The organism is Abyssibius alkaniclasticus (assembly GCF_020447305.1).
Classification (GTDB): domain Bacteria; phylum Pseudomonadota; class Alphaproteobacteria; order Rhodobacterales; family Rhodobacteraceae; genus Abyssibius; species Abyssibius alkaniclasticus.
Window position 1 is genome coordinate 460,727 of record NZ_CP095732.1, and the last position, 12,029, is coordinate 472,755.

The 12,029-nt window shown below is 64.8% G+C and carries 13 protein-coding genes; 6 read left to right on the forward strand and 7 right to left on the reverse strand.

Annotated features, from left to right (window positions below):
* Nucleotides 1-12: 12 nt before the first annotated feature.
* The 6 genes from LGT41_RS02485 to LGT41_RS02510 form a co-directional block, all read right to left on the reverse strand.
* Nucleotides 13-618, reverse strand: a complete 606-nt coding sequence (locus tag LGT41_RS02485) for a LysE family translocator (RefSeq protein ID WP_274128449.1) — start codon at nt 616-618, stop codon at nt 13-15.
* Nucleotides 619-699: 81 nt separating this feature from the next.
* Nucleotides 700-1,851 (reverse strand): CCA tRNA nucleotidyltransferase, encoded by a 1,152-nt coding sequence (locus tag LGT41_RS02490; RefSeq protein WP_274128450.1) that lies wholly within the window; start codon nt 1,849-1,851, stop codon nt 700-702.
* On the reverse strand, nt 1,848-2,477 hold the full coding sequence (locus LGT41_RS02495) for a CoA pyrophosphatase (protein WP_274128451.1): 630 nt from the start codon (nt 2,475-2,477) through the stop codon (nt 1,848-1,850). The genes LGT41_RS02490 and LGT41_RS02495 overlap by 4 nt, the downstream gene beginning before the upstream one ends.
* A gap of 194 nt (nt 2,478-2,671) precedes the next feature.
* Complete coding sequence (hslO, locus tag LGT41_RS02500) at nt 2,672-3,649, reverse strand: Hsp33 family molecular chaperone HslO (protein WP_274128452.1); 978 nt, start codon at nt 3,647-3,649, stop codon at nt 2,672-2,674.
* A gap of 80 nt (nt 3,650-3,729) precedes the next feature.
* Nucleotides 3,730-4,506 carry a hypothetical protein gene (locus tag LGT41_RS02505; RefSeq protein WP_274128453.1) on the reverse strand — a complete coding sequence of 259 codons (777 nt, stop codon included), beginning with the start codon at nt 4,504-4,506 and terminating at the stop codon, nt 3,730-3,732.
* On the reverse strand, nt 4,503-5,624 hold the full coding sequence (locus tag LGT41_RS02510; protein WP_274128454.1) for a GSCFA domain-containing protein: 1,122 nt from the start codon (nt 5,622-5,624) through the stop codon (nt 4,503-4,505). The genes LGT41_RS02505 and LGT41_RS02510 overlap by 4 nt, the downstream gene beginning before the upstream one ends.
* Before the next feature lie 147 nt (nt 5,625-5,771).
* On the opposite strand from LGT41_RS02510, the gene LGT41_RS02515 reads away from it, so the two are divergent.
* From LGT41_RS02515 to LGT41_RS02525, 3 genes are all read left to right on the forward strand, one after another.
* Nucleotides 5,772-6,113 (forward strand): YciI family protein, encoded by a 342-nt coding sequence (locus LGT41_RS02515; RefSeq protein ID WP_274128455.1) that lies wholly within the window; start codon nt 5,772-5,774, stop codon nt 6,111-6,113.
* A 17-nt stretch (nt 6,114-6,130) separates the two neighbouring features.
* Complete coding sequence (locus LGT41_RS02520; RefSeq protein WP_274128456.1) at nt 6,131-7,330, forward strand: RNA polymerase sigma factor; 1,200 nt, start codon at nt 6,131-6,133, stop codon at nt 7,328-7,330.
* An 87-nt stretch (nt 7,331-7,417) separates the two neighbouring features.
* Nucleotides 7,418-7,861 (forward strand): NUDIX domain-containing protein, encoded by a 444-nt coding sequence (locus tag LGT41_RS02525; RefSeq protein WP_274128457.1) that lies wholly within the window; start codon nt 7,418-7,420, stop codon nt 7,859-7,861.
* Here LGT41_RS02525 and LGT41_RS02530 read toward each other — a convergent pair.
* Entirely contained in the window at nt 7,858-8,580 is a 723-nt protein-coding gene (locus tag LGT41_RS02530) for a phosphatase PAP2 family protein (protein ID WP_274128458.1), read from the reverse strand. The two genes, LGT41_RS02525 and LGT41_RS02530, sit on opposite strands and share 4 nt — an antisense overlap.
* 100 nt (nt 8,581-8,680) lie before the next feature.
* Here LGT41_RS02530 and LGT41_RS02535 point away from each other — a divergent pair, with 100 nt between their 5' ends.
* The 3 genes from LGT41_RS02535 to LGT41_RS02545 all read left to right on the forward strand — a co-directional run bounded on the left by LGT41_RS02535 (nt 8,681) and on the right by LGT41_RS02545 (nt 11,979).
* Nucleotides 8,681-9,235 carry a DUF2799 domain-containing protein gene (locus LGT41_RS02535; protein ID WP_274128459.1) on the forward strand — a complete coding sequence of 185 codons (555 nt, stop codon included), beginning with the start codon at nt 8,681-8,683 and terminating at the stop codon, nt 9,233-9,235.
* A 40-nt stretch (nt 9,236-9,275) separates the two neighbouring features.
* The gene (locus tag LGT41_RS02540; protein ID WP_274128460.1) at nt 9,276-10,724 is read left to right on the forward strand and encodes a cobyric acid synthase; all 1,449 of its coding nucleotides are present in this window, start codon (nt 9,276-9,278) and stop codon (nt 10,722-10,724) included.
* 61 nt (nt 10,725-10,785) lie between these two features.
* Nucleotides 10,786-11,979, forward strand: a complete 1,194-nt coding sequence (locus LGT41_RS02545) for a hypothetical protein (protein WP_274128461.1) — start codon at nt 10,786-10,788, stop codon at nt 11,977-11,979.
* Nucleotides 11,980-12,029 lie beyond the last annotated feature (50 nt).

Genomic DNA, 12,029 nt, shown 5'->3' on the forward strand with positions numbered 1-12,029 from the left:
GCGGCCCGGCGCTCAGCCGAAAATCAGCGCGGCCACGCCCAGCACCAGAATGGCGGCCATGATCAGGCTGAAGGCGCGAAACCGTGCCTCGCTGCGCAGCCAGCGCATCATCACCACGCCAAGCCCCGCCCAGCCGCTGGCCGAGGTCACGCCGACCAATGCCGCCACGCCTGCGCAAATCAGCCCGGTTTGCAGCGGGGCCCTGCCATCGACAAACTGCGCGGTTATGCCCAGGCCCATCGCCCAGGCCTTCGGGTTTACCCATTGAAACGCCGCCGCCTGCAAAAACGTGAACGGCTTGCGCCCGCTGGCCGTGGCTGCATCGCGGCTGGGCAGCGGGGCTGTGGCAATCTTGAATGCCACCCAAAGCAGCAGTGCCACGCCCAGCCAGCGCATCGCCTCGCGCAGCAGGTCAACCTGCTGCACCACCTGCCCCAGGCCCATTGCGCTGGCAAACAGCAGCAGCGGAAAGCCAAGGGCCACGCCCGCCATATGCGGCAATGTGGCACGAAACCCGAAACTTGCCCCCGAGGCCGAGAGCATCGCGTTGTTCGGCCCCGGCGTCCAGGCCGACACGACCAGAATGCCAATCAGGGCGAGAAGTGAGTCTATCGGCACGGCGCATTCCTTCGGGCTGAGGCCGCGGCACAGTTTCAAAGCCCGCGCGGCGTGTCAATTCGCCCGCGTTCACAGAATATGTCAGCCCGCCAGAAGCACGGCTTTATCGGCGCGCAAATCGCTTGCCAGCCAGCGCGCCCGTGCAGCCTTCAGCGCCGCGCCCAAATCCGGGCCGGCAAGCTGCGGAAAATCTGCCGCGCGCAGCGGGAACCTTGCCGCCGCGCCGCGCGCAATCTCGGCCCGCCAGTCAAAGGGCAAGGCCTTGCCGCGCGCCGCGGCCAGCACTGCGGCATCCGTTGCCACATCCGCCCCGAATTCCTGTGCCGCAACCGCATGGCTGCGCGCGCGCTCAGCAGGCGCCAGCGCGGCCAGATGCCCTGCCTCGGCCTTGGACAGGCGCAGCCCTTCGGCCCAATCCGCCCTGTTGCCCAAAGCCGCCAGGCGCCGCAGCCAGGCGGGCGGCGCGGCCTCGGCCTGTTCCACCTGCATCAGCGCAGGCAGCAGGGTGCAGCCCGCGCCGGGCAGCAGGGCCGCCAGCACGCCGGTTTGCGCCATCAATTCCAACGCGGCAACCGGGGCGGGCGCGGCCAGCAGCCGGGCCATTTCCGCCCCCACACGTTCTGCCGAAAGCCCCGCAAGGCCGGGCACGGCCCTGGCAATCGCCGCCAGCGCCGCCGCATCGGGCGCGCCTTGCCCATACCAGGCATAAAAGCGGAAGAACCGCAGGCTACGCAAATAGTCCTCGGCCAGTCGTTCGGCAGGATTCCCTATAAATCTCAACCGCTTGGCCCGAATATCCGCCAGCCCGCCAACCGGGTCCAGCACCGTGCCATCGGCAGCCACATACAGCGCATTCATGGTGAAATCGCGCCGTGCCGCGTCATCCTCCAGCCGTTCGGCATAGGCAATCGTTGCGCGCCGCCCGTCGGTGGCCACATCGTGGCGCCATGTCGTCACCTCGAACGCCGAAGCCCCGATCAGCACCGTCACCGTGCCATGCGCAATGCCTGTGGGCAGCACGCGGTGGCCCGCCGCTTTCGCCAGTTGGCCAACGGTTTCGGGCGGGGCCGAGGTGGCAAAGTCGATATCGGCCACCGGCGCGCCCAGCAGCGCGTTGCGCACGCAGCCGCCCACGGCATGAACGCTATGGCCTGCCCCGCCGAGCAGCGCAAACAGCGCCTGCACTTCGGGGCTGTGCAGCCAGTCGGCAGCCAGCTTCGCAGCCAGCTTCATTGCGCCCGCGCCCAGGCAACAGACAGGGCCTGCAGCATCCGCGCCGTGGCCCCCCAAATATAGTGCGGGCCGTAAGGCATTGTTAAATATGGGCGATTTACCCCCTGCCACACGCGCGCCTGCCGGGCGTGGTTGGCCGGGTCCATCAGGAACCGCAGCGGCACGGCAAAAACCTCGTCAACCTCGCCCGCCTCGGGCACCGGGGCAAAGCCGGCCGGAATCAGCCCGATAAACGGCACCACCTCGAACCCGGTCACGGTTTCATGGCTGGGCATGGCGCCAAGCACCTCTACGGTATCGGGCGGCAGGCCAATCTCCTCGTGGCTTTCGCGCAAAGCGGCGGCCAGCGGGGTTGCATCGCCCGCATCGACCTTGCCGCCGGGAAAGGCCACCTGCCCCGGATGGTGGCGCATCCCCGGCGCGCGGCGGGTCAGCAGAATCTGCGCGCCATGCGGCCCCGGCTGCACGGCCACAAGCACCGCCGCCGCGCGCAGCTTGCGCCCCTTCGGTAGGCTGGCGCGCAGGCTTGGCGCCAGATCAAAATCGCTGCTTGGCTGCGGGCTCGCACAGGCCAGCGCGCGGCGCAGACGGGCCGTGTCGGCCATGAAAGGATCGGGGCGGTTCATGCGCTCAAGATGGGGTATGATCGGCCTTTGCGCAAGTCATGCCCGCCCGGCGTTAACCTGGTTAACGGTGCAAAATAAGGGGGCTTGCCGGGGCCGGAAATGCACGAAATGCGCGCTTTTTGCACGAAAGTGCAGCTACATTGTAACTTTAATCGCGCCGTTTTGGCGGCAATGTTAACCATTGCCGCCAAAGGTTAATCGGCTTGCTTGTCGGCCTCGAAGCCCAGACTTGCCGGGTCCAGCGTGTAATGCGCGCCGCAGAAATGGCAATCGGCGGTGACGGTGCCTGCATCCGTTGTCATCGTCGCAATGTCCTTGGCCGAATAGATCGACAGCGATTTGCGCACCGCCGCTTCCGAGCAGGAGCAGCCAAACCGCACCGGCTGCGCATCATAAATCCGCGGGGTTTCCTCGTGGAACAGGCGCAGCAAAACCTGATCGGGCGTCAGCGCCGGGCCCAGAAGTTCGGGGGCGGTCACCGTGGCCAGCAGGGTTGTGGCGCGGGTCCAGTTCTCGGCATCATCGCCGGCAACAAGGTCATCGCCGGTCAGCAAGCCACCCTCGGCCGAGCCGCCATCGCCATTGGCATGGGGCGAAGCCTTGGGCAGGTGTTGCAGCATGATCCCGCCCGCGCGCACCGCCGTTTCGCTGGCGCTTATCGTCAGCGCAAAGCGGGTGGGCAACTGTTCGGACTGGGCGAAATAGGTTTCGGCGCAATCGGCCAGCGAGCTGCCGACCAGCGGCGTAATCCCCTGATAGGGGGCCATGCCTTCGCCCTGGTCGATCATTATGCCAAAGGTGCCCTTGCCAAGCTGGCTATAGGGCGCGGCCTCGGGCAAAAGCCGGTCACGATCGAAGGTGGCATAGGCGCGCATCCGCGCCGACTCGCCCTCGGCCTTGGGGGCATAGTAATCGGCCACAACCATGCGCAGCGGGCCATCGCCATGAATTTGCAGCGAAAACCGCCAGCGCAGCTTCATGGTCTGGCCGATGAGCGCGGCCAGCAACACCGCCTCGGCCACCACTTCGCGCACCTGTTTGGGGTAGTCATGCTGGGCCAGCATTTCGCCAAGTGCTGCATCAATCCGCGCCATACGGCCCCGCATATCGGCCCTGTCCAGCTGGAAGGGCAGCACGGTATCATCCCAGATCAGTTCGTTCACGCTGGCCATATCATCCTCGCAGTTGCACACAAGGCGGCACACATAGGCGCGGGCGCGGCGAATTAAAACCCCCTGCCGGGTTTTGGCCGCTACGGCCCGGGCCGGGTTTTCTGCGCATAGGGCAAATGCCCCTCGGCAGGGGGGATGTCGACCGCGCCAATCTCTTGGCCCAGATCGCGCAGAATCTGGCGCATGAGCAGCACGCCATAAGCGGTGTTCATATGCAGCATATCGTCATACAAATAAGGCTCAAAACCGGAATTTGGCCAATTGCCCCACATGGCTTCACCCACGGCATATTCCAGCCTTGTCTGGCGCGGATGAAGCAGGGTTTCGGGCGGTTGCGTGATCAGCCGCGCATCATGGCGCGGGGTCAGCACGGCGTTGATGAGGGCGGCGCCGTTGTTTGGTTCGGCCTTGGCATCGGGCAGCATCTCACCACGGCTGGCCCTGAACGGGTTGCAGATGATCAGCGCGGGAATATCCGACACAGCCCTGATTTTGCGCAGCAGCACCATCGGGTGCATGGTTTCAACCTGCTCTTCAACCAAAGCCGCCTCGAAGGCGCGGGAATGGCGGCCAAGCACCATGCCGGGCCAGAGCCAATAGCCGCCGATGATGATGCAGACATCATAATCGAGCGGGCGAAAACTGCCATCGCCGCCGTGGGTTTTGATGAAACGGTGGCGGATGGCTGGATGCGTCATCTGAATGCGGCCAGTCGCCTCATCCGCCGCGAAAAACCCGAAAAACCTGTGGTAATGCGCAAAAGCTGTCAGGCTGACGGCGGGGCAATGCGGGGCCAGATGCGCAAAGCCGCGCATCAGGGTGGCGCTGTGCGAATTGCCGACCAGCAGGATTTTCATGCATCGCGCCCGCCATCCGGGCCAAAGGCTGCTAGAATTTCCTCTTCGCAGGCAAGCGCGTCCATCTCTTCGGCTTGCGGCAGTTTCGGGGCCGCGCCAAGGGGGTTGCGCGCCGGTTCGGGCGGGCCAAGCGCGCCGATGAATTCATCAGCCGCGCTTGGGGCGGGGGTGATGGATTTCAGGAAGGTCTGCATCACAAATTCCACCCCCACCGCGTTTACGCTGCGCATATTGGCGCTATAGAACATCCCGCGCGCAGGGGGTTGGCTGACAAGCTCGTATCCCGGAAAATAGTCTACAAAATCAAAGCGTTTGGTGGCGGCATCGGCCACGGCGCGCAGAATGGATTTGGCCGCCGTGCTGGCCACAAGCACATGGTCGCCTGTCGCGGTGGCCGTCATCGGCACGGGCGAGACGGTGAGCAGAATTTTCAGCCCCGGGCGCGCGCGGCGCAGCAAGGTGATGGCGCGGCGCAGGTTGCGCCAGACCTCGTCAAACCCCTGCTGCACATGCTCGTATTTCGCCGCCGAGAAGGCGCCGGCACTTGTGCCGGGGCAGATCGGATATTCAACCTCGCCGCCGACGCGCCGCCAGCATTCGGTCAGCCCAAGGGTGAAGGTGAACACATCGGAATGGCGCACGACATGGGCCAAGGCCGCCACGGCCACATCGCGGCTTTTGCGCATTTCAGCAACCGATTCAAAGCCGTCGGGTTCAATCGCCGGGCGAAACGGGTCGTAAACGCGGCCATTGGCCTGCCATGCCTCGCCGGGTTGGGCTGCGTCTTCCAGCGCCCAGCGCAGCCATTGGCGCAGCAGGCTGGTGGTGTAGATATTGCCGGTGCGGGCGGAGAACAGATCGTAGCCGAATTTCTTGCGCAGGGCTTCTGACGCCGCATGGGGCGCGATTTCGCCATTCACCCAGTCAAAGCCACGCTTGCGCAATTCGCGCCCGAAATGCTGGGCAAAGCACGAGCCGAAGGTCGAAATGCGAGTGGATTTATCTATGGCAAAACGCGGCTGCCAGATATTCTCTATGTCAAGAATATGCCTTTCAGCCACGGCGCTGCGCCAGAAGGCAGTGGCGGGCTGCTGCGTATAGGGGTTGGGCGTGGTCATATCGGGCCTTCGCGTTGCATTCACAAAAACCTAACGCCTTTGGGCAGGTTTTTGGAAAAATTTTTGGCCCGCCTGTCGAAAATGCGAAGGCGCGCGCGTCATCATGGTATCAGGGCGCTGTTGCCCGATGAAACAGGAGAGAGACACATGCAGTATATGGCACTGATCTATAGCGCCGAGGGCGCAAGCGATGTTGATGAGCAAACGCTGATGGCGCAATATGGCACATTCACCCAGGATGCGGTGGCGGCGGGCGTGTTCAAGGCGGGCGATGCGTTGCAGCCGATTGCCACCGCCAGTGCGGTGCGCGTGAAGGCCGGCAAGCCGGTTGTCACCGACGGCCCCTTTGCCGAAACCAAGGAAGTGCTGGGCGGGTATTATCTGCTCGACTGCGCGAATCTGGACGAGGCGCTGGCCTGGGCCGCAAAAATCCCGACCGCGCGCTATGGCACGATTGAAGTGCGCCCCATCATTGTATGGGACAATTAGCGCCTGATTTCGCCGCCATGATCCGCGCGCATTACGGGCGGGTTCTGGCGGCGCTGATTGCGTGGTTGCGCGACTTTGACCTTGCAGAGGAGGCGCTGGCGACAGCCCTTTTGCGCGCGGTCGAGACATGGCCCAGGCGTGGCCAGCCCGACAATCCGCCCGCCTGGTTGCTGAGCGTGGCGCGGCGGGCGGCGCTGGACAGGCTGCGCCAATCCAAGGTGCGCGCCGCCCCGCTGGCGCGCGCCACGCTCGCCATGCTGGCCGAGGAGGCAGAGGATATGCCGAATGCCGATACCCCCATTCCCGATGAACGCCTGCGGCTGATCTTCACCTGCTGCCACCCGGCTTTGGCCCCGGAAGCGCAAATCGCGCTGACGCTGAAAACCCTGTGCGGGCTGAGCGTGGGCGAGATTGCGCGCGCCTTTCTGGTGCAGGAAACCACGATGGCGGCGCGCATTACCCGCGCCAAGGCAAAAATCGCGGGCGCGGGCATTCCCTTCAGCCTGCCCGAGGCGGCGGATATTGCCGCACGGCGCGATCAGGTTCTGGCGGTGGTCTACCTGATCTATACCGCCGCCCATAGCGCCTATGAGGGCGACACCCCGACCCGCACCGACCTGGCGCATGAGGCGCTGCACCTGGCGGAACTGCTGTTCGCCCTGCGCCCCGAACCCGAGGTGGAGGGGCTGCTCGCCCTGCTCTACCTGCACGAATCACGCCGCTGTGCGCGCAGCACTGAAAGCGGCGCCTTGGTCAGCCTGCGCGATCAGGACCGTGGTTTGTGGGATGCAAGGCTTATCGCCAAGGGCCGCGCGCATCTGGCCCATGCGCTTGGGCAGCGCCACCCCGGTGCTTACCAGATTCAGGCGGCGATTTCCGCACTCCACGCCGAGGCGGCAAGCTTTGCGGCAACCGACTGGGCGCAGATTGCCGGGCTTTACCGGGCGCTGGAGGGGCTTGCGCCTTCGCCCGTTGTCACACTCAACCGGGCGGCGGCCATTGCCTTTGGCGGCGATGCAGGCGCGGCGCTGGAAATGCTTGCGCCGCTTCAGGCGGCTTTGGCCAGCTACCAGCCGTTTTACGCCACCCGCGCCGAGATCCACGCGCAGCTCGGCGCGCACGCGGCGGCAAAGCAGGATTATCGGCGCGCGATAAACCTCAGCAGCAACAGCGCCGAGCAAAGCTGGCTGGCCGCGCAACTGGCGCGCTTGCCCTAGGCGGCGGCTTTTGGCAGAGTGCGCCACCCAAAGCACAGGCCGATTGATGCAGATTTACCGAACCCGCCTGCACGAAAGCCCCCGCCCATGAGGCGGTTTGGCGAGCCTGTGGTCGAAGGGCAATACTACCCGCCGCGCCCCGGTGCCTATGCGATTATTCTGCATGGCAACGGGCTGCTGATGACCGTGCAGCACCGCCCCTATTACGAGGTGCAACTGCCCGGCGGTGGCATCGACCCTGGCGAAGGGCAGTTGGCCGCGCTGCACCGCGAGGCCTTCGAGGAAACCGGCTGGCGCATTGCCCCCATCCGCCGGCTTGGCGCCTATCGCCGCTTTACCTATATGCCGGAATACGAACGCTGGGCCGCGAAAACCTGCAATATCTGGCTGGCCCGCGCCGTGCTGCGCTATGGCGAGCCCTCTGAGCCGTTCCACGAGGCGCGGGCCATGAGCCGCGCGCAGGCATTGGATGCGTTGCGGCTGGATGGCGATGCCGATTTTCTGCGGCGCTATCTGGCCGGGCGGCTTTAGCGCAAGCGCAGATCGTCGCGCAGGCCGCGCCACATGGCGGCGGGCTGCGGGCGGCCGCGCAACAGCAGGGCATAAAACCCGGCAACGACCAGCGCGCAGAGCAGCGCGGCAATCACCACATCCGAGGTGAAATGCCCGCCGAAGGGAATGCGCAAGGCTGCGCCAACCACGCCAAGCACCACAAGCAGCGCCCGCGCCCAGGCCGGCATTTCGCGGCCAAACAGCACCAGAAGCACCAGCACCGTGGCGGCCGACATCCCCGACTCGCCCGAAACAAAGCTGCAATTCGTGCTGCATTGATCGGCGATTTTCCAGGCCGGGGTAAAGCCTGCCTCGCCGCCGAATTCGGCAAGCTGATAGGGGCGCGCCCGGCCCCAGTTGTTTTTGAACAGCTCGTTCACCAGCAGCCAGGGGCCAAGCGCGAATGAGAAAAAGGCAAAGGCCGGATAGCGCCAGGAGATGCGCGCCCGTGCCCCGCGCAGCAGGGCAAGCAGCAGCCAGAGCAGCGCCAGCAGCGCGATGATCCGCGTCGCCCATAGCAGGCCAAGCCGCAGGGCAATTGCCCAGCCTTGTTGCGCCAGCCAAAAGCCCGTCGCATCGCCAAACCAGCGCGCGATGGCCAGATCCAGCCCCGGCCAAAGCACAAACAGCGCCGAGACGGCAGCCAATGCCACGATGGCAAGCCAGACAAGTGTGGTAAATGAGCTGATTTTCGGCATTATCCTGCCTAACAAGGTTATGAATGCGGTTTTTCTGCCAAGTCTGGCGCGTGATGCGCGTAGTATCAGGCAAAGCACGGGCCATGCAAAAGGATTCATCATGTCGATACGCTTTGCCACAGGCTTTCTGACGCTGGCATTTGGCCTGAGCGCCTGTGCCAGCCTGACTCCGCAGCAATGTGCCACCGGAAACTGGGCCGAGATCGGCTTTGCCGACGGCGCGGCCGGGCGCGCGCCCAGCTATATCAACGCCCATCGTGACGCCTGTGGCGAGCTTGGGATAACGCCCGATCTGGCGGCCTGGACATCGGGGCGCAACGCGGGGCTGGTGCAATATTGCAGCCCGGAAAATGCCTATAGGCTGGGGCGCGACGGGCGCGATGTTTCGCCGGTCTGCACGCCGCAGCAGCGCGACAACATGCGCTATGCCTATAACTGGGGTCTGGATTACTACGAATTTGAACAGGAGATCGACGATGCGCGCCGCGACATTTCGCGGCTGCGCGCCGAAATCCAGACGATTTTGCTGAACCCGACCCCGACGCCGGAAGAATTGCTGCTGATCGAGCAACTCGAAGCGCGCATCAGCAACAAACAGCGCGATATCCGGCGGCTGGAACTGCGCCAGCGCCGCTATGCCCGCCCGCCATTTTAAGGCAATTGCCTAAGCGGGGTTGCTATGGCAAGCAGTGGCCATGAGCCGCGCCAGAAGCCTGATGATCCAGGGCACAGGGTCGAACGTAGGGAAATCCATGCTGGTGGCCGGGCTGTGCCGGGCTGCGCGCAACCGTGGGCTGGTCGTGCGCCCGTTCAAGCCGCAGAATATGTCGAACAACGCTGCCGTGGCGGCAGATGGTGGCGAAATAGGCCGCGCGCAAGCCTTGCAGGCGCTGGCCTGCGGGGTGGCGGCATCGGTGCATATGAACCCGGTTCTGCTGAAGCCGGAATCAGAAACCGGCAGCGCGGTCATCGTGCAGGGCAAGCGGCTGACCACGCTGCGCGCGCGCGATTATGCAGCCCTGAAGCCGCAGCTTATGGCGGCGGTGGGTGAGAGCTTTGCGCGGCTGCGGCAGGGGGCCGATCTGGTGCTTGTCGAAGGCGCGGGCAGCCCGGCCGAGATCAACCTGCGCGCCGGCGATATTGCCAATATGGGCTTTGCCGCCGCGCATGATGTGCCGGTGGTGCTGGCCGGCGATATCGACCGGGGCGGGGTGATTGCGCAGATCGTGGGCACCCAAGCGGTGCTGGATGCTTCGGACCGCGCGCTGATTGCGGGCTTTCTGGTGAACAAGTTTCGCGGCGACCCGCGCCTGTTTGACGCGGGTTATGCCGCGATTGAGGCCCATACCGGCTGGCGCGGCTTTGGCGTCTTGCCGTGGTTCCCCCAGGCCCATGCCCTGCCCGCCGAAGATGCGCTGGATTTGCGCAGCGGCGGTGCGGGGGGCTACCATATCGCCGTGCCCGCGCTCAGCCGGATCGCCAATTTCGATGATCTGGACCCGCTGATGGCCGAGCCGGGCCTGCGCATTACGATGGTGCGCGCCGGACAGCCCCTGCCCGGCGATGCCGATCTGGTGCTGATCCCCGGCAGCAAGGCCACAATCGCCGATCTGGCCTATTTCCGCGCCCAGGGCTGGGATGTGGACCTTGCCGCGCATATCCGCCGTGGGGGGCATGTGCTGGGCATTTGCGGCGGCTACCAGATGCTGGGGCGCGAGATTGCCGACCCGGAGGGGATTGAGGGCGCGCCGGGCGCTGTAGCCGGGCTGGGCCTGCTCGATGTGCGCACCACCATGCAAGCCGCCAAACGGGTGAGCGAGGTCGAGGCCGTGCATATCGCCAGCGGCGCGTGGGTTCAGGGCTATGAAATTCATATCGGGCAAACCACGGGGGCCGATTGCGCGCGGCCTGTGTTTACGGTGGGCGGTGTGGCCGAAGGGGCCAGTTCCGCCAACCGGCAGATCGCGGGCAGCTATTTGCACGGCATGTTCACCCAGGACGCGTTTCGCCATGCCTGGCTGGCGGCACAGGGCGTGGCGGGGGCGGCGGAATATGGCGCCGGGGTCGAAGCGGCGCTGGAGGCGCTGGCCGCGCATATCGAGGCGCATCTGGATGTTGATGCGCTGCTGGCCGCCGCACGCTGACAGGCCGTTGGACAGTGGCGCGATTCCCCCCTAGGCTGCACCAAAAGCAATAGGAGCCGCCATGCGCCGCATCATTCTGTTGATTGCCCTTGCCTTCAGCCCGGCCGCCAATGCACAGGCGCTGCACCCGATCAACGCCACGCTTGCCACGGGCGGAATTGCCGCTGCACAGGCCGAGCTTGCGGGCAAGACCGACCCGGGCTCGCTGTTCCTGCAAGGCGGGCTGGCGTTTTTGCGCGGGGTCGAGCGCAGTATGCAAACCCGCTGGACCTATGGCGCGACCATGCAGGGCACCGATATTCCGGTGCTGCGCCTGCCCATCGCCCCCAACCCCGCCCCGCTGGCGTTTGAACCTGCACTGGTCAGCCGGATTTTCGCCGATATGGATGCCGATATGGACCTGGCGCGCGGCTTTCTGGAACAAATCCCGCAAGGGGCGGATTTTGGCGCGACCATCAACATTACCGATATCTGGTTTGATGTGAATGCCGACGGGCAGCGCCAGGCGGGCGAGGCTATGGCCAATATCGCCTCGGCCGCGCTGGACCGGCGGCTGAATGAAACCAGCGCGCCGGTGGTGGTGCGCTTTGACTATGCCGATGCCCGCTGGCTGGCCGCCTATACGCATCTGCTTTCGGGCCTGTCCGACATGGTCGCAGCCTTCGACCCCACCGCCGCCATTGCGCAGATGATTGAAGTGCGCGCCGAATTCGCCGCCCTTGGCACCAATCCGATGAATATGGGCGCGATGATGATTGGCGGGGATTTTGACAATTGGCTGGATTATTTCACGATGCTCTACCAAGCCCTGCGCCAACAGCCCGACCCCACCAATACCCGCGCCGCCCATGCGCATTTTCTAAGCATGATCAGCGAGAACCGCGCCTTCTGGGCGGCGCTGGCGGCTGAAAGCGATAATATGGGCGAGTGGATTCCCAACAAGAATCAGGTTTCCGCGCTTGGGCTGGTTTTGCCCGCGGATGCCGGACAGGCCTGGCAGGCGGTGCTGTTCGACCTTGAGGCGATGCTGACGGGCGACAAGCTGGTGCCTTTCTGGCGGCTTGGTCCGGGGGCGGGGCTCAATATCCGCAAGCTGTTCATGGACCCGCCGCCGGTCGATATTGTCGGCTTTTTGCAGGGATTCGCATTGCTGCCCTATATGGAGCAGGGCCCGCTGATCGACGCCGCAAGCTGGCGCGCATTTGACCGGATGGTGCAGGGCGACGGGCTTATGTTTGCCGCATTTCTGAACTGAACGCGGCTTTGTGATCACACAATTTTCGCGTGTGATCACAAAACACGGAA

Coding starts and splice junctions, on each gene's coding strand:
- LGT41_RS02515 (WP_274128455.1), top strand. CDS start 5,772: ATGCAGTATATGGCACTGATCTATAGCGCCGAGGGCGCAAGCGATGTT.
- LGT41_RS02545 (WP_274128461.1), top strand. CDS start 10,786: ATGCGCCGCATCATTCTGTTGATTGCCCTTGCCTTCAGCCCGGCCGCC.
- LGT41_RS02520 (WP_274128456.1), top strand. CDS start 6,131: ATGATCCGCGCGCATTACGGGCGGGTTCTGGCGGCGCTGATTGCGTGG.
- LGT41_RS02495 (WP_274128451.1), bottom strand. CDS start 2,477: ATGAACCGCCCCGATCCTTTCATGGCCGACACGGCCCGTCTGCGCCGC.
- LGT41_RS02535 (WP_274128459.1), top strand. CDS start 8,681: ATGTCGATACGCTTTGCCACAGGCTTTCTGACGCTGGCATTTGGCCTG.
- LGT41_RS02530 (WP_274128458.1), bottom strand. CDS start 8,580: ATGCCGAAAATCAGCTCATTTACCACACTTGTCTGGCTTGCCATCGTG.
- LGT41_RS02540 (WP_274128460.1), top strand. CDS start 9,276: ATGAGCCGCGCCAGAAGCCTGATGATCCAGGGCACAGGGTCGAACGTA.
- LGT41_RS02510 (WP_274128454.1), bottom strand. CDS start 5,624: ATGACCACGCCCAACCCCTATACGCAGCAGCCCGCCACTGCCTTCTGG.
- LGT41_RS02490 (WP_274128450.1), bottom strand. CDS start 1,851: ATGAAGCTGGCTGCGAAGCTGGCTGCCGACTGGCTGCACAGCCCCGAA.
- hslO (WP_274128452.1), bottom strand. CDS start 3,649: ATGGCCAGCGTGAACGAACTGATCTGGGATGATACCGTGCTGCCCTTC.
- LGT41_RS02505 (WP_274128453.1), bottom strand. CDS start 4,506: ATGAAAATCCTGCTGGTCGGCAATTCGCACAGCGCCACCCTGATGCGC.
- LGT41_RS02525 (WP_274128457.1), top strand. CDS start 7,418: ATGAGGCGGTTTGGCGAGCCTGTGGTCGAAGGGCAATACTACCCGCCG.